Source organism: Bacteroidales bacterium, from assembly GCA_026418905.1.
GTDB lineage: Bacteria > Bacteroidota > Bacteroidia > Bacteroidales > DTU049 > JAOAAK01.
The window spans coordinates 1-21466 of the sequence record JAOAAK010000002.1; the positions used below are offsets into that span (position 1 = coordinate 1).

16 protein-coding genes are annotated in these 21466 nt (G+C 35.7%); 12 read left to right on the forward strand and 4 right to left on the reverse strand.

The window, feature by feature from the left end; all coding sequences use genetic code 11:
- Positions 1–204: 204 nt before the first annotated feature.
- The 6 genes from uvrC to N2Z72_00065 all read left to right on the forward strand — a co-directional run bounded on the left by uvrC (position 205) and on the right by N2Z72_00065 (position 10121).
- Positions 205–2025: an excinuclease ABC subunit UvrC gene (gene uvrC / locus N2Z72_00040; GenBank protein ID MCX7696067.1), complete on the forward strand. Its 1821-nt coding sequence runs from the start codon at positions 205–207 to the stop codon at positions 2023–2025.
- Positions 2015–4156, forward strand: a complete 2142-nt coding sequence (locus tag N2Z72_00045; protein ID MCX7696068.1) for a hypothetical protein — start codon at positions 2015–2017, stop codon at positions 4154–4156. The genes uvrC and N2Z72_00045 overlap by 11 nt, the downstream gene beginning before the upstream one ends.
- An 88-nt stretch (positions 4157–4244) precedes the next feature.
- Complete coding sequence (locus N2Z72_00050; protein MCX7696069.1) at positions 4245–5828, forward strand: hypothetical protein; 1584 nt, start codon at positions 4245–4247, stop codon at positions 5826–5828.
- Between the two features lie 23 nt (positions 5829–5851).
- Complete coding sequence (locus N2Z72_00055; GenBank protein ID MCX7696070.1) at positions 5852–7276, forward strand: DUF5723 family protein; 1425 nt, start codon at positions 5852–5854, stop codon at positions 7274–7276.
- A gap of 40 nt (positions 7277–7316) precedes the next feature.
- Positions 7317–8828, forward strand: a complete 1512-nt coding sequence (locus tag N2Z72_00060; GenBank protein MCX7696071.1) for a peptide MFS transporter — start codon at positions 7317–7319, stop codon at positions 8826–8828.
- On the forward strand, positions 8829–10121 hold the full coding sequence (locus tag N2Z72_00065) for a hypothetical protein (protein ID MCX7696072.1): 1293 nt from the start codon (positions 8829–8831) through the stop codon (positions 10119–10121). It begins immediately after the preceding gene.
- On the opposite strand, the gene N2Z72_00070 is transcribed toward N2Z72_00065, so the two are convergent.
- Complete coding sequence (locus N2Z72_00070; protein ID MCX7696073.1) at positions 10118–10351, reverse strand: hypothetical protein; 234 nt, start codon at positions 10349–10351, stop codon at positions 10118–10120. The two genes, N2Z72_00065 and N2Z72_00070, sit on opposite strands and share 4 nt — an antisense overlap.
- A 135-nt stretch (positions 10352–10486) precedes the next feature.
- Here N2Z72_00070 and N2Z72_00075 point away from each other — a divergent pair, with 135 nt between their 5' ends.
- From N2Z72_00075 to N2Z72_00090, 4 genes are read left to right on the forward strand one after another with little or no spacing between them, the layout of a single operon-like run.
- Positions 10487–11659 (forward strand): molybdopterin molybdotransferase MoeA, encoded by a 1173-nt coding sequence (locus tag N2Z72_00075; protein MCX7696074.1) that lies wholly within the window; start codon positions 10487–10489, stop codon positions 11657–11659.
- Entirely contained in the window at positions 11634–12443 is an 810-nt protein-coding gene (locus N2Z72_00080) for a radical SAM protein (GenBank protein MCX7696075.1), read from the forward strand. Before N2Z72_00075 ends, N2Z72_00080 begins: the two co-directional genes overlap by 26 nt.
- A 3-nt stretch (positions 12444–12446) precedes the next feature.
- The gene (gene moaC, locus N2Z72_00085; protein MCX7696076.1) at positions 12447–12899 is read left to right on the forward strand and encodes a cyclic pyranopterin monophosphate synthase MoaC; all 453 of its coding nucleotides are present in this window, start codon (positions 12447–12449) and stop codon (positions 12897–12899) included.
- Positions 12896–13837, forward strand: a complete 942-nt coding sequence (locus N2Z72_00090; GenBank protein MCX7696077.1) for a molybdopterin-binding protein — start codon at positions 12896–12898, stop codon at positions 13835–13837. Before moaC ends, N2Z72_00090 begins: the two co-directional genes overlap by 4 nt.
- On the opposite strand, the gene pssA is transcribed toward N2Z72_00090, so the two are convergent.
- Positions 13834–14505 (reverse strand): CDP-diacylglycerol--serine O-phosphatidyltransferase, encoded by a 672-nt coding sequence (gene pssA / locus N2Z72_00095; protein MCX7696078.1) that lies wholly within the window; start codon positions 14503–14505, stop codon positions 13834–13836. The two genes, N2Z72_00090 and pssA, sit on opposite strands and share 4 nt — an antisense overlap.
- Before the next feature lie 73 nt (positions 14506–14578).
- Between pssA and N2Z72_00100 the strand changes: the two genes are divergently transcribed.
- Positions 14579–16342 (forward strand): T9SS type A sorting domain-containing protein, encoded by a 1764-nt coding sequence (locus N2Z72_00100; GenBank protein MCX7696079.1) that lies wholly within the window; start codon positions 14579–14581, stop codon positions 16340–16342.
- A 35-nt stretch (positions 16343–16377) separates the two neighbouring features.
- Positions 16378–17547: a DUF4831 family protein gene (locus tag N2Z72_00105; GenBank protein MCX7696080.1), complete on the forward strand. Its 1170-nt coding sequence runs from the start codon at positions 16378–16380 to the stop codon at positions 17545–17547.
- On the opposite strand, the gene N2Z72_00110 is transcribed toward N2Z72_00105, so the two are convergent.
- The gene (locus N2Z72_00110) at positions 17471–18613 is read right to left on the reverse strand and encodes a pyridoxal phosphate-dependent aminotransferase (GenBank protein ID MCX7696081.1); all 1143 of its coding nucleotides are present in this window, start codon (positions 18611–18613) and stop codon (positions 17471–17473) included. The genes N2Z72_00105 and N2Z72_00110 overlap by 77 nt on opposite strands.
- A gap of 15 nt (positions 18614–18628) precedes the next feature.
- The gene (locus N2Z72_00115; protein MCX7696082.1) at positions 18629–21382 is read right to left on the reverse strand and encodes an SBBP repeat-containing protein; all 2754 of its coding nucleotides are present in this window, start codon (positions 21380–21382) and stop codon (positions 18629–18631) included.
- Positions 21383–21466 lie beyond the last annotated feature (84 nt).

Sequence of the window (21466 nt, forward strand, 5' to 3'; positions counted from 1 at the left end):
CCACCTATGGTAAAAGCTATCCAAGAACAACAGGAAATAATTAATGACCTAAAGCAACAGATTGAAACTCAAAATAAGAAAATCGAAGAATTGGAAAAACAAATTGAACGCCTTAGTAAACTCATCGAGCAGAAATGAAACTTTTCTGCACCTTTTAAAAGCTGCTTTTACGCAGCTTTTTTTATTATTTAAATTTGTAAAAAAATGCCCAGGGAGGATGTCTTAAAACAAATCGAATTGCTGCCACTCAAACCTGGGGTATACCAGTTCTTTGATGAAAAGGGAAACTTGCTTTATATAGGAAAAGCTCAAAATTTACGAAAAAGAGTAGCAAGTTATTTTCAAAAAGAACCCTCCTCCATCAAACTTAAATTACTTGTTAGTAAAATTAACCGTATCGAATTTATCGTTGTATCATCATCTATAGATGCACTCATTCTCGAAAACAATCTTATTAAGAAGCATCAACCTAAATACAACGTATTGCTTCGTGACGATAAAACTTACCCTTGGATAATCATTACTGATGAGGAGTATCCTAGAATTATTAAGACAAGAGATAAAACTTATCGCAATGCAGAATACTTTGGTCCATACCCATCTGGTCGCATGATGCATTCTATCTTAAACGTATTCGAAAGACTTTTTTACTTTCGGACATGCCAATTGAAATTAAATGAAAAAGATATTCAAAAAGGAAAATTCAAACCCTGTATATCATTTCAATTGAAAAGATGCTTGGCTCCTTGCATAGGCTTACAAAGCCATGAAGATTATTTACACATGGTTCAACAGGCAAAAAAAATTTTACGAGGAAATATCAAGCCGGTGCTTCAAGAAATCGAACAACAAATGAAGTCTTTTGCTGAGCGCTGGGAATTTGAAAAAGCTCAAGAGATGAAAGAAAAATGGCAATTGCTTAAAGAATATCAGGCCAAATCTGTAGTTTCTTTTCCACATCTTGGTAATGTAGATGTTTTTAGTATGATACGTGATGGTGAATATGCATATGTCAATTTTTTTCGAATTGTTGAAGGCAATGTGGTGTACGGTCAATCAATCGAACTTAAATCTCGTCTTGAGGAAACAAATGAAGAACTTCTTTTATTAGCTATAGGTAATTTTTGGGCCATGATGGGAGAAAACCCAACTGAAGTCATCGTTCCCTTTCCTATTCACGCTAAAATGGATCATATCAAATTTGTAGTTCCTAAGAAGGGTGAAAAACTTGAATTGCTTAAACTTTCCCTTAAAAATGCCACAGAGTTTAAAGAAAGACAACAGAAACAACTATTACAAATAAACCCCGAAACATACATCGATAATTTACTTCTCAAAGTACAATCAGAATTAAATCTTTCTCAAAAACCTGTTCATATTGAATGTTTTGATATTTCAAATTTTCAAGGAGAAGAAGCAGTTGCAGCTTGCGTTGTTTTTAAAAACGGAAAACCATCAAAATCCGAGTATAGAATTTTCCATATTAAAACTGTGACGGGTGCTAATGATTTTGCTATGGTGAAAGAATCAGTGTTTAGACGATATAAACGTTTGGTTGAGGAAAAAAAAGAGCTGCCACAATTGGTGATCATCGATGGTGGTAAGGGACAACTATCTGCTGCTCACGAAGCTATTCAAGCACTTAAATTGCAGGATCAAATCCATCTTATTGGTATTGCAAAAAAACTAGAAGAAATATTTAAGACTAATGATCCTCTTCCACTATTTCTGAATAAAAAAAGTGAGGTGCTAAAATTCATCCAGAGAATCCGTGATGAAGCCCATCGGTTTGCTTTAAAAAATCACAGAAAATACAGATCTCAACAAGTGCTTTCCTCGCAATTAAAAAGCCTTCCTGGCATTGGGGAAAAAACCGTTCAAAAACTTTTTAAATTTTTTGGTTCCTTAGAAAACATGGCAAAAGCTGATCGTTTTACTTTTATCCGACATTTTGGAGCTAATCGCGGATCGCGCATTTATGTAAATATAAAAAAAATCTTGCCAACTTTGATTAATGAAAAATAATAGATGGATCTTTTGGATCGTTGCATGGACAGGTGTACTTATTTTGAGTCTTTTTTTACTCTTATCTCCTTTTCATAATAAAAATACAATCAAAGCAACAGATTTTATTAGCGACTCAGTTGGTTTTGTCGGATTCATATACAAGATTGATTCATTGCATTGCCAACGCTTATTCTTCCTACCAGCCGAAACAAGGGAAGAAATATGTCGTGATGCTTTCTTTTTACAAAAATTTTGCGACTCACTTCTCGTGGCGGGCTATAATCTAAAAAACTCTAAACATATAGTTTGGATCTGTAAAAAACAAACTAAAATCACACAGGAGAAACTAGAGTTTCCTTGGATTATTAAGGAAAAAGATGGTTGGTTCATTTTTTCTAAAAACAAGGATATCGTTGATCATGTTCTTCAAAATTCTTCAAATGAAAATTCCTTTACAAAAGTTTATGAAAGCTTCGAAAAATTGCGCGAAAATCATTGGTTTTTTAGAGACGATTCAATGCTTTTTTTACATCACTATAACTTTTGTTCTTGTGCGGATTTACGTTCATGGAAACGCTACATTGTTCAAGAAGATACTATTTTATGTAATCTACAAATCGAGTGTATTAATAGTCAAATCGAATCTCCCAAAGCCACAGAGAACTTAAATAGCATATTTGTCAACATACCCTCATTGGCTGATTGCGTATATGTTTCAGTTAAGATAAATCGTGAATTTGCGAACTGGAATAAAATTCTTCCTTTCCCTATAGTTCCTCCATGTGGATGGTTCGATATTTATCAGAAGCGTGTTTGGTTTGGATGGATTGATACAATTGATACATTAGAAAAATACAGCCAGTTCTACACCAATTTTTCTACCAACATACCTTTAAAGTTTCGTACTGATTCCCATCATTTTTATTTTTTAAACACGGCTAACAAAGTCGCGTATTGGTGTTGTGATAGTTCAGTTCTTCAAGACATTCTACAACTTGTAAGTTTCGGCAACAACTTGCTAAAACGCAATAGGTTTTTAAGTGTTTTGTCCCGCATTCCATCTTCGTTTCTTGAAGTTCACGTTGCGTTGGAAGAATTTCCCAGATGGAAGATTCATCATGTTTTGTTCAACAGAAATATTTGTTCATATTCACGTCTTAAAAATTCAACACCAGACGACTTTTTATTACCTCCTCACTTTTTTTGTAAAGTTGTTCAACATCCAAATGATGCTTATATACTTTTGCATGGTCAAGACGGATTTGCATACATTCTTACGCCATCACAACACAAATTAGTCAAACTTTTATCGCTCATTCCAAGAATTTCTAATGCATATGTTTTTTCATCGTCTACGTCAGAAAAGTTATTTGTCCTCTTAGACTCAAACCAATTGTTTTACATTCAGAATAGCAAGAAAAATTCTGTACCAGGTAAATTGAATTTGCATGATGCTATACCTCAAACTATTTCTGCCATATACTTAAAAAATCCTCCAGGTTGGCGAATTGTTTTTTTAAATAAAAAGGGAAATTTAGTAAATATTCAATTATCAGGATTACCTTCTTCTGGCTGGAAACCGAAGTTGCCAAAAGTTTCTAGTAATCCACTTATCATGGGAAATGATGAATATTATTTCGTTAAGGACAAAAACTTTATTTACATCTTGAACCGTACTGGTAAACAAATTTATAAAGGAACAATATTTTCATCATTTTACTTTTCGGGTGATTCAACATGGTGGATTGGGCAGGAAAAAAAACTGTTTATTTTTTACAAAAAGAAAATTCAAAAATTTTCTTTACCCTCATCCGTAGAAGATCTTGAAATATTACATGCATCTGCTCATGGAGCTGCTATCTCGAACAATCAAAATCTCCTTATTACTAATGATTTTATCCATTGGAAAAAATATTTTCTACCTTTTAAGAACAACGAGATAACAAAAATTTTAATAAGAAAAATTCAAAATGAATGGAAAGGGTACGTTCTTCTTAAAACAAGTCAGCTTTATGCTTTTCAAGTAGACTTAAAAGATGATCGTATCACGATTGAAAACTATTATGATACTTACGCTGATATCTGTTATGATAACTATCATGTTTTTGGTATTCTTTTCAATCGTAATGCTATCAGAAAACTAAACTGATATATAATATAAATTTTAATCTTTTATGTTTTTTTTTAAAATTTGCAACGTTTACATAAGAAAAAAGTCTAATGTAAAAATCACTTTTATGAAAAAACAAAAATGGATTTTACTTTTAACCGTTATGTTGTTTTTTTCTTGTGTTAAGGAAGAATTTGATTTGGACAGGCTAGGAACTACTGATTGGAATCCCAACGTTGCAGCTCCTTTGATCAATACAGAAATGTCGATGTGGGATGTGTTGATGGACTATGATTCTAATGAAGTGTTTGTAATTGATTCCAACAAACTTTTATACCTCGTTTACGATGGATATTATCAAAGCCCTTCTGCTGAAAATTTTATTCAATTATCTGATCAGTTTATTTCCAACAATCAAAACTTAGTAATTCCTGGTGGACCTTTAAATGGACTTTATACTTACACGATTAACACGTACATAGACCTATCTCTTCCCAACGGAATCATATTAGACAGTGTCTTTCTAAAGCAAGGAACTCTGCAGGTTAATTTAAATTCTACACTCAATTATCCGTCCATGTGTGTCATTTCTTTTGGCAACTCAACCCAAAACGGACAACCTTTTGCTGATACGCTTATTTATACCATTCCGTCTGGTTCATCTTCACATAATCTAACAGGAACCAAACTTGTTTTTGATCCAAACAACCCAAATAGGTTACCCGTAAATATTACTCTATACGTTCAAGGCAATGGCAATCCTAACCTTTCTCCTTATTTTTTAAATTTTGCATTTTCAATAAGTAATCTACGTTTTTCAAGAATTCATGGATACTTGGGGCAGTTCTCTATTTCCAATAACATGGATACTCTTAGTTTTCGGATCTACAACAGTGCTATTACTGGAATTATTTATTGGGAAGATCCTCGCTTATACATTAATTTAAAAAATTCATTTGGTATCCCTTTTGATGCTTCTTTCATTTACTTGGCCACGCAACGAACCATTCCCCCTTACAATTCTGTAAATATTACTGGCCCAGGAATACCTAACCCATGGCATATATCTTTCCCTTCGTCGTTCGGTCAAACATCTGTTTCTTCGTTGAATATTAACAAAAACAATTCTAATTTAAGTAATGCTCTTGCTATCATGCCACAAAAACTACTGAGTGTAATAGATGCTAGCGCCAACCCAAATGGCAACATTGTAAAAAACTTCGCTCTCGACACAAGCCGTATTCACATTTATGGACGTGCAGAATTTCCTTTTTTCGGATATGCTCACGGCTTTGTTCTAGCAGATACTATTCCTATTACTTTTCCTGATACACTTAACAACGTAGAATGGATACTTTTTAGGCTTTATACAAAAAATGGGTTTCCTGTAGATGCAAACATTCAATTGTATTTTCTTGATTCTTTGAATCATTTGAAAGACTCTCTTATATCGTCCTCTCAAACTTTAATTTTAAGCGCTTTTACAAGTGGACCTCCCGACTACATCGTAACTCAACCTCAGGAAAAAATGTTAGATGTTGTTTTTCCTAAACAAAGAGTTCAGAACCTGTTAGGAACTAGGAAAGTAATTATTAAAGCTCGGTTAAATACTCAGAACTCCCCAAATGCAATCATTAAGATATATGCTCATTACAGACTTAAAGTACGATTGAGTATGCAAGTACAGTTTAAATTTTCTTCTAATTTCTAACTATAAAAATGGAGGATATTACTATGAAAAAAATATTTGTAATCGCCATCATGTTTCAATTGATTTTCGTTTTGAATTCACAAAACGACTTGATTATTCACGGATTAAATATCATACCTCAGTCTACATATTTAAATCCCTCCTTCGTTCCTCAATGTAAGGTTCATGTTGGTTTACCTTTCCTCTCAAGTTTTTATTTGGATCTTGGGCACAATGGATTTAACGCACAAGATGTTTTATCAATTAGTCAGCAAGATTCCGTCATCATCAATATGAACTCATTATTGGATAAACTCAAGAAAAACAATCTCGTATTTACTAACCTTAATTTTGAGTTCTTCTCTATGGGCTTTAAATTGAAACAGAAACATTATTTCAATTTTTACCTGGCTGAAAAATTCGGAGTTCGAATGTATTATCCTCGTGATCTTATTGAATTTATATACAAAGGAAATGGTGCACTACTGGACGAAAAAATGCATATAGGTCGTCTGAGTTTAAACTTCATGCATTATAGAGAATATGCGTTGGGATATGCGTATCTATGGAAGAATAATCTGTATTTAGGAGGTCGGATAAAATTTTTGTTTGGTAAATCTAACTTCCATACTCGGAAATTAGACGCTTCCCTGACTACCACTTCTCCTTTCTTCGATATTACAGCCCAAGCTGATATTGACCTTAGAAGTAGCGGATTATTTGGTTACGACAGCACCAATGAATTTGATGGTCGTGAATACCTCATGAATACAAAAAACTTTGGCTTAGGTATTGACGCTGGAGCCACATATAAATACAACGACAAGTTCACATTTGCTGCATCAATAGTTGATTTTGGCTACATTCGCTGGAAAACTAACACGACCAATTTCGTGAATCATAATCCAAATGCTACATTTACTTTTTCTGGAATTGACATTAGCGATTTTGTTGGAGATAGAGATTCTACCGATACCATTAATATGGAAGATAAACTAAACGCTATTAAGGATTCTATATTTGACATATTTAAAATCGATACCAATTATAACGCCTACACCACCATGCTTAACACCAAAATACATTTAAGTGGCTTTTATCAATTGACTAAAAACGACAAAATCTCCGCAATTCTTCGCATCTGGTTTTACGATAAGGGACTTCATCCAGCTCTGAGCGTGTCATACCTAAGAAGATTGGGCAATGTATTCAATATATCTGCATCTTATTCTATCACTAATAGCAATTATACAAATCTTGGTTTAGGTTTTTCTCTCAAACCTGGTTTCTTCCAAATTTATCTCTTAACTGACAATATTCTTTCTCCTTTTATCTGGAACAAATATGTATGGGATGGTGGTAACAGTAGTATTTCATTACCTAGAAACTGGAAATATATGAACGTTCATTTTGGAATTAATCTGGTTTTTGGCTGCAAACCACCCAAAGATTACATTCCAATTTTTTAATAATTTTTTTCTTTATTTTTGCTTTCTAAACTAGACCCATATGAAAATACCTAAAGGTTTAATCCCTTCGGCGCTTGCCAATATGGGTGAGCGTTTTGGTTTTTACACCATGATGGCCATACTCGTTTTGTTTTTGGAAGCTAAATTTAACCTTGGAAAATCTTGGAATGGCATTATTTATTCCGTGTTTTACGCTTCCATCTACTTGCTTGCTCTTGTTGGAGGAATCATTGCCGACAGAACAAGAAATTACAAAGGAACCATCTTAATTGGTTTACTAGTGATGTCTCTAGGATACGTACTCATGGCTTTCCCAACACCAATACGTTCTGACCAACAAGCACTATTTTTAATCATCACCTTGTTAGGACTTTTTACGATTGCATTTGGAAATGGCCTATTTAAAGGTAATTTACAAGCACTTGTAGGTCAAATGTATGATAATGATGAATTTAAACCCTATCGTGATCGAGGATATCAAATATTTTATTTATTTATTAACGTGGGTGCTTTTTTTGCACCTCTTGCTGCTACAGGAGTTAGAAATTGGTGGCTTCATAGTCACGGTTTTGCATATAAATCTGAATTACCATCTCTATGTCATTCCTACCTTGACGGAAAACTAGCTGCAGAGGATATTCAGAAATTTGAAACCTTTGCACGGGAAGTTTCTCTCAACGGCCAATTTTCATCCCTGCAAGAATTTGCTACCAATTACTTGGATGTTTTCGTTAAAGGATACCACTATGCTTTTATTGTGTCTGTTCTTGCCATGCTTATTTCTCTTCTTATTTACCTTGCTTACAAAAAATTCTTTCCTGACGTTCGTAAGCATGAAACAACTACCCAAGATAGCTCTGTTCGAGAAATTCCTGTCATGTCCAAAGAAGAAATTCGTCAGAGAATTTACGCATTGCTCGCTGTCTACGCAATTGTAATATTCTTCTGGTTTAGCTTTCATCAAAATGGTTTAACTCTAACTTATTTTGCCAAAGAATACACTCATCTCGAATTGTGGGGCTTCCCTCTAACGGCTGAAATCTTTCAATCCATCAATCCCCTTTTCATCATTGTTCTAACCCCTATTATAATAGCATTTTTTGGTTTTCTCTCAAAGAAGAACATGGAACCTTCTACTCCCAAAAAAATAGCCATAGGTATGTTTATTGCAGCCCTTGCTTACTTACTCATGATGATTGGTTCATTCAACCTACCACCTCGTTATGAAATTCAAAGCGTAGTTCCTGAAGAACTTAAAGTAACACCATGGTTACTTATTGGAACATATTTTATTTTGACTGTTGCTGAATTGTTTATAAGTCCTTTGGGTATCTCATTTGTATCCAAAGTTGCTCCACCCCAATATCAAGGATTGATGCAAGGCGGTTGGCTTGGCGCAACAGCTATTGGAAATCAACTTTTATTCATTGGTGGATTGCTTTACGCTAATGTGCCTTTATGGATTACATGGCTGACATTCGTAGTGGTATGTCTTCTTTCCATGCTTACCATGATCATGATGCTACGATGGTTAGAAAAATTTGCTAAGTAAATGATTTTATTTCATCATAAACTTCTTATGGCGGGAACTCTCATGTTCCCGCTTCTTTTATATAGCCAAGTTGATGTAGGTGAAGTTTTTCATAATGAACAAATTGGAATTTCAGCAACTCTAATCACCCGTTTTCAAAAATTTAATTCATCACCCAATCATTCTCAAGACCATTTTTTAGATGTAATAGACAGTCCGAAATCGGTTCTTATATTATCAGAAAAAAACAAGTTTTACGTTCAAAACCTTGAAGGTGAAAATACGTTGGTGTTTGCCCTGGATTCTCCTCAACTTATCAAAATTATATCTCATTCTTTTAACATAAAACAACAGTTTCTTTTCCAAGCTCATGAAGAAAAGGAATTAGGGTATGTGCTGACGACTAAATTTACTCGAGATGTATTCAAAGGCAAACCTGTTGAGGCTTGTTTCTCACACCGTAAAAAATTTTTATGGGTTACGTATTATCGTCGCTCTTATGATGAAAATGCCATCTTGCCATCAGCCTTGGCTATCATAGATACTGATGCAGATACCATTGTTCGAGTGATGGCAACAGGACCACTTCCCAAAATGATAGCTGCTTCGCCGAATGGTAAATGGATAGCTGTGACACACTGGGGTGACAACACCATCGGGATCATTAATGTAGATTCAGATAATCCAAAAAACTTCAAATATATTGCTCATCTTGTCGTAGACCAGCAGCTCAAACTTAGTCCATCTACTAACACAGCAGTTAACCGAGACAGTGAGTGTGGTTTATGTTTGCGTGGCACCTGTTTTTCAGAAGATAGTCGCTACCTTTTTGTTGGAAGAATGGGAGGCGGCGGGATAGCAGTTTTCGAAACGTCAAATTGGAAATATCTTGGAACTATTTGGGGCATGAAAACTAACGTTCGTCATCTAATCGTGCATAAAAATTATCTTTACCTGACAGCTCATAAGCCAGGTTTTATCCAGCGAGCGCCTATCGATTCCATCATCAAATACGTAGAACAAAAAATTTTTTTCTATCCATATTGGGAAGAAGTATTTGTGGGTAAAGGTGTACGAACCATGGATATTTCACATGATGGTAAATGGATTTTTGCAGCTGTCAATGACGAAAAAAAAATTGTTGTTGTAGATGCTTTTTCTTTCAAAATTGTTTTATCCTGTGAGGCTGACCCCTTCCCCGTTGGACTTGATTATGATGAGAACTCAAAATTCATTATTGTAACTTCTCAAGGTAAAACCCACATTGGAGGTGGTAATTCAATAATGTTATATAAATTTTTTGACCAACCTTAAAGCCATCTGGGAATAGTGTTTCTTTGACGAATCATGTAATTCTTATTAATGGGCATGGTATAAGCTCTAATTTTTTTCTGATAATGACTACGATAACCCATTGCAGAGTATTTTCTTTTAACGTATCTTTTATAACTTCTGTATTGACTAGATCCACAAGAAGTAAAAAATAAAATACATATGATTGAAAGCCATATCCATTTTCCGATGAAAGACTTGTGCTTTCTCATTTTTTTCTGTAAAAATACAAATAAAATTTATAAAAAAGTAGAAGGCAAATTATGACAGGAAACAACTATTTTATTTTTAGAAAGATAAGCCAAGTATACTGTTGAAAAAATCATAGTTGTTATTTTTGTAAAAAAATGTATTCTTTAGAAGAAGCAATCTCACTAATTTACTCTCTTCCAATTCAAGTCGAGAAAGAAAAACTTCATTTTTTACATACTCTTCACAGAATTTTAGCCCAGGATATTCTCGCTGATAGGGACATGCCACCCTTTGATAAATCGGCTGTGGATGGATATGCATGCCGCAAAGAAGATATCCACCAACCTTTAAAAGTTATAGAAATCGTAGCAGCTGGGCAAAAGCCAAAGCAGGAAGTAGTAAAAGGTACATGTATTAAAATCATGACAGGTGCCCCTATCCCCCGCGGTGCAGACACGGTTTTGATGAAAGAGCACGTGGAAGAAAAAGATGGCTGGATTACTGCCAAAATTTTATCTTCAGCATCCAACATTGCTTTTCAAGGAGAAGATATGCGTGAAAATGAAATAATCATTAAGAAAGGAACTTTTATCCGTCCACAACACATAGGAATTTTTGCTTCGACAGGCCATACAACGGTAGAAGTATATAAGCAAATTAAAGTCGGTATTGTAACCACAGGCGATGAAATCGTGGAACCTTCATTTACACCTGAAACTTTTCAAATTCGCAACACAAATGCATATACGTTAATGGCTCTTATTGAGGAAGCAGGCGCTATTCCACATTATTATGGAATAGTTCCTGATCAAACCTCGATACTTTTTCAAATAATTCAGAAAGCTAGTGACGAGAATGAACTTGTTCTTGTTACTGGCGGGGTTTCGGAAGGAGATTTTGATTTTGTTCCGCAGATTATGAAAGAATTAGGATACCAAATCTTGTTTGATTCTCTATCCGTGCAACCCGGTCGGCCAACGACTCTTGCACGAAAAGAAAACAAGTATATTTTCGGCTTAGCCGGCAATCCTGTCAGTACTTTCGTGCAATTTCATTTGCTCGTAAAACTTCTTATTTGGCGAATAATGGGTTGGGAAGAAAAACCAAAAACATATAAAATTCGCATGGGTTCATCTATTAATCGAAAGAAAGCAGAAAGAACTTCATTTTACCCCATTCGAATCAATGTAAATGGAGAAGCTGAACCTATTCGATACAATGGGTCAGGACATTTTTATGCTTTCGCAGAAGCTGATGGATTGGTAGTTATAGATAAGGGTCTGAAAGAAATAAGTAAAGGAAATGAAGCTACTTTACGACTCATATAAACGGAGAATTACTTATTTACGTGTGTCCGTAACTGATCGATGCAATCTGAGGTGTACGTATTGCATGCCTGAAAATGGTATTAAACTTTTGTCACATCAAGATATTTTAAGCTTTGAAGAAATCACAAGAGTAATTAAATACGCTACCGAGCATGGTGTTTATAAAATTCGAATTACTGGGGGTGAACCTCTCGTAAGAAAAAACATCGTAAACTTGGTGGCTATGATAGCAGAAATTCCTGGTATTCAAGATCTTTCTATGACCACCAACGGACAATGGTTAGCTCAATATGCCTATGATTTGAAAAAAGCAGGTCTTCACCGTATCAATGTAAGTCTTGATACCCTTGATCCCGAAAAATTTAAACAAATCACACGTGGTGGCATTCTCCAGAATACACTTGATGGTATCTTTAAGGCCCTCGAAGTAGGATTTTATCCCATTAAACTTAATTGCGTGATTGAAAATTCTACCGATGAAGATGATGCAAAACTAGTAAAACAATTTGCCGAAAAGCATGGCTTTGAAATTCGTTTTATCCAAAAAATGAATTTGGAAAAAGGGATCTTTTCTCACGTAATTGGTGGAGAAGGAGGTAAATGCCATACTTGCCATAGACTGAGACTTTCAGCTAAAGGGGATCTTGTTCCGTGCCTTTTTAGCGACCTCGAATACAACATCCGTGAATGGGGAATTGAAAAAGCTTTTGAACTTGCCCTTAAAAATAAGCCCTGTTGTGGTCATAAAGCAATAAAGCATTCTTTCTATAGCATAGGAGGTTAATCCATGGAAAAAAATTTTTCTCATCTCGACGAGAGTGGAAAAGCTCAAATGGTCGATATCTCAAACAAACCCTCTTCGGAAAGAGAAGCCCTTGCCAGAGGAATCATAAAACTTAAACCTCAAACCATTGATCTTATCAAACAACACTTAATCAAAAAGGGTGATGTCATTACAATAGCCGAAATTGCAGGTATACAAGCAGCTAAAAAAGCATCGGAACTTATACCTTTATGCCACCCCATACAATTAACGAAAATTGATGTAACGGCTATAATTCGAGAAAACGAGATCGAAGTGAAAAGTCTTGCTAGATGTGTAGATAAGACTGGTGTAGAAATGGAAGCCCTTACCGCTGTTAGTATTGCTCTATTAACTATTTACGACATGTGCAAAGCCGTCGACGATTCCATGTCCATAACAGACATATCTTTGGTGTACAAAACAAAAAAACCATGAACTCTTCTTCCATGATAAAAGTAGTTTCAGTTAATATTTCCGAAAAAAAAGGAATATCTAAACATCCTGTTGATCGCATATATCTGACACGAAATGGTATTGAAAATGATGCTCACCGTGACACAGGACATCGCATGGTAAGCATGCTTGGTTTAGAAAGCATCCAAAAATTCAGCAAGCTTCAACAAAGATCGTTTCAGTTTGGTGACTTCGCAGAAAATATCACCACCGAAGGAATGGAACTACAAAAAGTTCATCCTCTCGATCTATTTTACAATGATAAGATCGAACTCGAAGTTACTCAAATTGGCAAAAAATGTCATGGAGATGGATGTTCGATTTTCCAAAAAGTTGGCAGTTGCATCATGCCCTACGAAGGAATTTTTGCTAGAGTCGTGCGCGAAGGTTTTTTACAGGCTGGAGACATTCTTTACTATAAACCACGTGTTCATTCTTGCCTTGTTATAACGCTAAGCGATAGAGCTTATCAGGGAATCTACGAAGATCTAAGTGGCAAAATCATTGTCGAGAAAATCAATGATTTTTTTACATCAAAAAACATCTTTCACGAAATCAATCATACGTTACTACCTGACGATAGAGAAATGCTAGAAAAAAACATTTTGAACGCAATTGATCGAGGAACAGATCTCCTTATTACCACAGGAGGAACTGGTATTGGACCGAAAGACATTACCATTGAAACAGTAAAGCCTTTATTGGATAAAGAAATTCCTGGTATTACTGAATATATTCGCTGGAAATACGGGCACCAAAAACCCCAAGCTTTATTAACTCGTAGTCTTGCAGGGGTCTTGAAAAAAACTCAAATTTACTGCATCCCTGGTAGTGCTAGAGCTTCAAGAGAATACATAGACGAAATTCTACCTCATTATTTCCATATCATGAACATGTTGTATGAAATCGATGATCATTAAACTATAACTTTCTTTTTGAATTGAAACAAAACCATACCTAAAACATAGTACATAAGAACAATAATGGCAATGCTTTTATAGTTCAAGATTACCGCAAAACTTGAACCTATGATGACGAGTGTAATAAATAAAAATTTACTTGTAATTGCTTTCATCTTTAGGTTTTCGAGATGCACGGGGACTATCATTGCCCAAGATATGAGAAATTGAAAAATTAAAAGCCACTGCTTCGAAAACACATCCGACCAAAATAACAAAGATGAAAAAACAAAAATAGCTGCTGCAGGAGAAGGCAATCCCACGAAATAATCATACGAATTTTTTTGCGTGTTAAATTTAGCAAGTCTAAAAGCCGCCATGATCACATATAACCCTCCCACTACTAATTGATCATGTAAAAAAAACACATCTTTGAAGTAAAACACGATCATAAAGCCTGGTAAAAGACCAAATGAAACAACATCTGCCAGACTATCTAATTCTTTTCCAAATAAAGATTCTGCCTTCAAAATCCTAGCAAAAAAACCATCAAGAAAATCGCAGAAAACACCAACAAGGAGAAAATACCAAGCTGTTTCCCATTGCAACATGTGTAAAAAATATAACCCCAAAACGCCTGCTACGAGATTTCCTGTAGTAAAAGCATGTGGAATCAAATATTTGAGCATTTTTCTACAAATGTAAATCAAATAAATTGATTATCTTTGTATTAAGAAAAATTGTATCCTTATGGAAAAAAAGATGAAATGGTTTGTATTTGCATTATTTACGAATTGCTATTTTATCTTTTCACAATGCGACACAATAGATCACCAAGGACAAGATTGGATCATTAACAGCCAATTAACAACTGGTGGTGTACATAAAAACATTAAGGTATTCAAGTTAGAAACGAACGTTACCTTGTTTGTAGATTCTGCTTGTAAATTTTTGGAAATTTGGGCCGATACCATCCTTGTATATGGGACCATCAATGGCAATGGCAGGGGAGAAAAAGGAGGTGCAGGAGGTTTAGGTGGGATTAAAGCTAATGGTAGTGGAAATCCTGGTAAGGGAGGTAAAGCTGGATTGGATGGAGAAGGTCCAGGAAGAGGAATAAAAGGGAGTGATGGAGGGGATGGTAATACAATTACTCAAATTTGTGGTGGTTTTCTTTGTAATGGTAATAGAGACGGGCTAAATGGAGGTGGAGGTGGAGCAGGAGGTGGTTCTGGTGGAAGTTATGGCGGAAGAGGAGGTGCCGGAGGGTTTGGAGCTTATGGATCAGGTTTTTCTGGTGCTTCTGGTGGAAATTACGGTCCAGGTGGGGGTCTTTCTTCCAAGTATGGAACTGCTGATAATTACGATATTCAATGGGGTTCTGGTGGCGCTGGAGGAGGAGGTGGCGGCGGGGGATATTCGAACGGCACCAACGGGGGAAAAGGTGGGAAAGGTGGAGCTTACGTACTGTTGAAGGCTAACAAAAATATGTTTATAAACGGCAGCATCCAATGCAATGGAAGTGATGGAGGCAATGGAGGTAACGGTGGAGGCGAATCAACCGATAACGGATATGATTGTACTTCATCCGGATACAATTCCTGCACGCTCTGTCCCCAGGCTGTTTTTGATGCAGCTGGAGGTGCAGGAGGAGGCGCAGGAGGAGGTTCAGGAGGAGGTGTTCTTTTGCATTCCAACGGTTCACTTACTTTTCTTGGAACTATTTCTGTCAATGGTGGAGCGGGTGGCAATGCTGGTATACCAAATGATCAAATGGGAAATTGTTTCGATTTTGCTCGTGGTGGAGCTGGTGGCGGTGGTGGACGAGTTAAATTCTTTCTCAATCCTTGCGCCGCTAATATTCTAAATGGTCAAATTTATGCCAACGGAGGGGTCGGTGGAAATGGCACAGCTCAAGGTTTTTCAGGTGACAGCGGTACTATTCGCAAAAATTTAATTTCCCCAGATTTTGTTCAATTAACTGCAGGCATGATTAAAGGTGTCGATACCTTTTTCTGCGACTATGGGGATGTTCCTCTCATCTCATCTGTAGCTCCAGCCTCAGGTGGCTTACAAACATACAACTATCAATGGCAATATAGTGTAACAGATAGCGTCAGCGGATTTCAAAACCTTCCAGGGCAAACAGGTCTTACTTGCGATCCTGGCTTTATCATGACCACCACATGGTATCGAAGAAAAGTAACATCTGGTTCCTGTGTTGCTTATTCAAACGCAGTGAAGTTTGAAGTCAAAAATTGCCAAAGTGTTGAAGAAAAAAACTTATCTTCTATTTTCATTTATCCCAATCCAGCTCACGATAAACTACATATCGTTTCTCAATTTCCTTTCAAAAGAAAGGATCGCCTTACTATTTACGATATTACCGGAAAAATACTTATCGATGAATCTCTTCAAGAAAACCAAAACCATTTGCTCGTGAATTTGCAAATCCCCCGCGGCACTTTCTTTCTTACTATCTACACACAAGATAAGCTTTATCGGCAAATCTTAGTCGTTGAATAATTTGACTGTTTTTTAATACTATCTTTGCAAAAAAAATGCGATTGTCCGTTCTTATTTTCCTTAAACTCACTTTTCTTTTAAATGGTCAAAAAATCTATCCCTATCTTCCAAATCTTCAAAAAGCTAAAACAGGAATTATTTATGCTTTACCATATAATACGATTAACCTAACCATTGAAGTGAAACAAACTATTTTGGAAGAAGGTCTATTTTCCAATCAAGCCTCAAAATTTTTTTCATTTCATGATGATTTTCTCAAATCCTTACATGGCTCGATTTATGAATTAAAATCCATCCAATATTCTATTCATGTGGAACCAGATTTTAAAAGATCCTTTCTATTCGTTCCACCTGGACGAAAAGAACTTACGACGTATACTTCTCACTTTTTACTACTCGCTATCAATGATGAACCTGTCAACTTGATTGAACCTTCTCATCAATTTCATATAAGTTTCAATTTAAACCATTCATCTTCCACATCTTATTTCCCAATTTTTAACAATTCTTATTGGCGAACCGATACCATCAAAGAAAAAACCTTTGTCGACAGCGTGATAATTGAAAACATCAAGGTAATTACAAAACTAACCGAGAAAACTTTTGAAGAAAAGGGAAAAGAAATTGCAGATGCATTAAATAAAATTTGGCAGAACAAAATTGAACTAAACTCTGGCACCAATGAGGTTGGTTACGAAGTCTCGACATTGAGATATATGAATCATCAACTCGATTCTATCATACAGCTCTACAACAGTTTATTTATGGGGAAAAAAGAAGAGAAAATTCACTCCTATTCGCTAACCATACATCCCATACAAAATGATACGATTTACCTTTTTTCAATTAATGAAAAGAAAGGATTGATCGTAGATTCAAATTATGCAAAAAAGTATTATGCTGTTTTCCAAATGACCGACAATCTTACACACCCTTACGATGTGACTAAACCTTCTCAAAAATTGCCAGGTATTCCTTACGTCATTCCAGCTACTGTCCGATTTTCAATTCTAGAAGAAGATAAAGAATTATTTAGCAATCATATTCTTGTTGCTCAATTAGGCAGCGTTGCCTTTTTGCCTTATCGAACCAAAAAAGTTCAATTTCACCCTTTATATGGATATCCGATTAAGATATCTGTTGGAGCAAAAGTTGAATCTTCCACAAGCCTTCCTCCAGTTCACTATGGGGACGGGCAAAATTAATCCTGACGTAAGACTTGGCTTTTTTCGAGAAATACTCTCCGGGAACCAATGCTACTTTAAATTTGTCAAAAAGTTGCGTAGCAAAATCCCATCCATCGTTGAACGCCTGGGGTACTTTCCCCCACAAAAAGTAGCCTCCATCTGTCGTTTCAAAGCTAAATCCACACTTCTCTAATTCTTTAACTACCAAACGATAATTTTTTCTTAGTTCCTTTATCAGCCAATTTTCATATTCGCGTGCATCTTCAGTATGAAGAAATCGAGCCAATGCTTCCTGCATGGGACCACTGGCACATAACCCAATGTAATCGTGTAAACTCGATATTTCATCATCCCATGTTGAATCATGCACTAGATATCCTATCCTCCACCCTGTAATAGAAAATTTTTTTGAAAAACTAGAAGCTATCCAAAGAAAAGGATTTAGAAGATCATAAGGAACATACGGCGGCTTATCCAGGTAGACATCCTCATAGACCGCATCAAAAAAAACATGACATTCTTCTTTTTCACATATCTTAACAATATCACGAACATTCTTCTCATCAAGTACCACACCCCACGGATTTCCAGGACTGGCCAAGAAAAACAATCGTACTTTGTTCTTCCTTATACAATTTTTTAAAAATTCTAGATTTACTTTTCGATTTTCGATCGGTAGCAGAAAAACTTGTTTGCCATACTTTTCAGGAAGTTTCACATAAGCCTCATATGGTGGATCAATTGTTGCCACACTCCATGCATCATTTCTGAACCATTTCATGAAAAGAAAGAATACCAGGTTAATAGCTTCCGTAGCTCCCTGAAGAATCAAAATATTTTGTTCTGTAAAAGAAAAACCTTTCCGTAGATATTTTTTTATCAACTGTTCCACGAGTTTGAAATTGCCTTTGCCCGGAGGATATTGATGGACATTTTCAAAAGCAATGTCAGATAATATTTGTCGTAAAAGCGGAGGAGGGTTAAAACCTGGAATTCCTTGAGCCAAATTAATACCTCCATATTTCTTCGCAAGTGTAGAGAAATAAGAAATCCATGAACCTGTAGGCTTTTGGTAGTTAATCATGTAGAACTTATATCTTTACTGGACTATAACCCAAATGGCTTTCCTGTCATTTTCTCTCACCACTTGATACTTACCTGATGGTAACGAAACTGCGTAGGTTCCAGAATCAAGATAAAATTCTTTGATCTTTCTACCCTCTTCATTATAAATGGAAATTTTCCCCATCTTGCTTGAATAAATCGTCAAATTCTTACGTGTTGGATTGGGCATTACAGAGAATTGCGAGAAATTATTCATGTCGGGTAATTGAGTACAATCTATAACATATATTTCAAGGCTATCAACTCCTACACAACCATGATGATTTGTCACATACAAATAATACATTCCAGCATGTTCAAAAGTCGACAAAGACACTGAGGGTTCTATTTCATTGCTATGAAAACCTTCAGGTCCGTACCATTCATATGAAGCCATATTGGGGTCAGTCACAGAAAATTGGACAACAGATCCAAGGCAAAAGCTATCGTCGGGAAGAAGAATTTCAACTTGTGGCAATTCTAACACTTGCACTACAGTTTGATATTGATAAGAACAAGCATTGAAACTATCAGTTACGATTAAATAATACAAACCAGCAAACGACGTATCCACATTTGGAATATGAATAATTGTATCATTTACGATCATATTATTGGGACATACCCATCTATAATTATAACCATTCAAAAAAGTTGCATGCATACTTAGCGTATCTCCCCAACAGAGAGGAGAATTAGAAACTATGGAAATGTTGATGTTAGGGCACAGTTTAAGTTTAGTAAAAATCACTTCTGACATTCCCTGAGGTAAATTCTGATAATTAACCGATGTTATATCATAATTGGTAGAATTGGTATACCCCGTAAGGTAAACACTGTATCCAGGTCCTTTTTGAATAGCTCGACCGTAATCGTCGTTGTTGCCTCCAAGATATGTTGCATACAATACGTGCTTCCCAGAGGGATCTAAACGTGTCAAACAAATATCATATCCATTATCTTTGTTCGTTTGAAAAGCCCCTAACGTAACGGGGAAATTAGTAGAGCGGGTTTCTCCTATGAGATTAGGGAAACCCAATGAATCAAGCATGATATCATTAATATAATCTAAATCATTTCCACCTAGGTAGGTTGAATAAAGCAATTGAGATCCATTGGATGAAAATTTAGAAAAAAAACCATCATATTGCCCAGCAAAAGTTAATTGAAATGCATCTGAGGTTACATCAAAATTGCTAGAATTCGTCTGTCCGACAATGTATGAACAACCAGCTTGATCCACCTCCAAGGCAGTGGCAATGTCGTTGTTACTACCCCCCAGAAATGTAGAAAAGACAAGAGAATTACCTGTCGTAGTTGGATTGATTTTAGTTAAAAAAGCGTCAACTCCTCCTCCAAGGTTAGTTTGATAAGCCGTCCCTGTAACATCAAAATTAGAAGAATATGTCTGTCCGGTGACATAAACGTATCCTCCCATATCTACAGCAATATCGCTTCCATAATCAGCTTGGGTTCCCCCTAAGTAAGTCGAATAAATCAACGACGTACCATTTCCCCCCATTTTGGTAACAAAAACATCATAATTTCCTGCCAACGTGGTCTGAAAGGCACCTGGCGTTATGTCAAAGTTGGTTGAATTGGTGATACCTGTTAAATATATCTTACCAGCACCATCTATATAAATGCCATAACCAATATCTTCGTTGGATCCTCCCAAATAAGTAGAAAACAATAAGTCTGTACCACTCGAATTCAAAGCAGTCACTACTACGTCAAAGATGCCAGCAAAGGTATTTTGAATTACTCCACTGGTGATGGGATAATCAGTCGAAGAACTATATCCCACCACAAAAGCTTCGCCGTTCGAATTAATGGCTATATCATATCCATAATCATTGCCGCTACCACCGATGTAAGTTGAATAAACAAGTGAATTACTTGATGGATTTATTTTTGTTACGAACAAATCACTCTGACCTGCCAAAGATGTCTGATAAGACCCTAGAGTGGTATCAAAATTGGTCGACCTCGTATTTCCAACCAAAAAAGCATTTCCAAATGAATCTACAGAGATGGACATTGCATAATCATACTGATTGCCACCAAGATACGTGGAATAAATCAGGGGATCTATTATTAAAACCTCTGAATTTCGATTGGTTTTTTGAACATCGATTTTTAGCAAATTTCCTTCCAAATCAAAGGAAGATTCTATTTGCTTTCCAGATTTTTGTAAGTAACTCAACGGTGAACTGATATGAATTTCTCCATCTCCCATCGACATGATTAATTCTCCTGCTGAGTTAAGGACTGTTGAAATCTCTTCTGGTAAAATCAGAGAAACTTCTTCACAATTACCCCATGGATGAATTATCAAATCAAAGCGCAGAAAACCTTGTTCAAAATAGTATCTTACATCAACACCTGGGTAGAGATGATGGAGTAAAATTTCTGAAAAAACATTTGCTTGAATCCGTTGATTAGAACGAATGTAGTTTACCGTTCCTTCTTTCCTTCCAAAAGATGCTATAAGTGGATCTTTTGCACTTTTCCAATAGAAAATTACTCTTTTAAACGTAGAATCTGCATTCAAATAATCAAAACCTATTCCTTTACGAAGTATCCATACGGTTGCATCCTTAGCTTTTCCCATGAAAAGCACATCAGGACTCCACTGCCCTTTGTTTTCTATGAAACAACCATTTAAGATAGATATAAAGTTTGCTTTTTTTTCAGCAGATAAAAAAACAAAAGTGAGAACACAAAAAAGAAAAGACAAGTTTTTCATACATGTGCTTTTATGCGAATATAGAAAATTTTCATTGATTATATGTTTTATATAAAAAAATTATTTTTGCAATGAATTGACCGA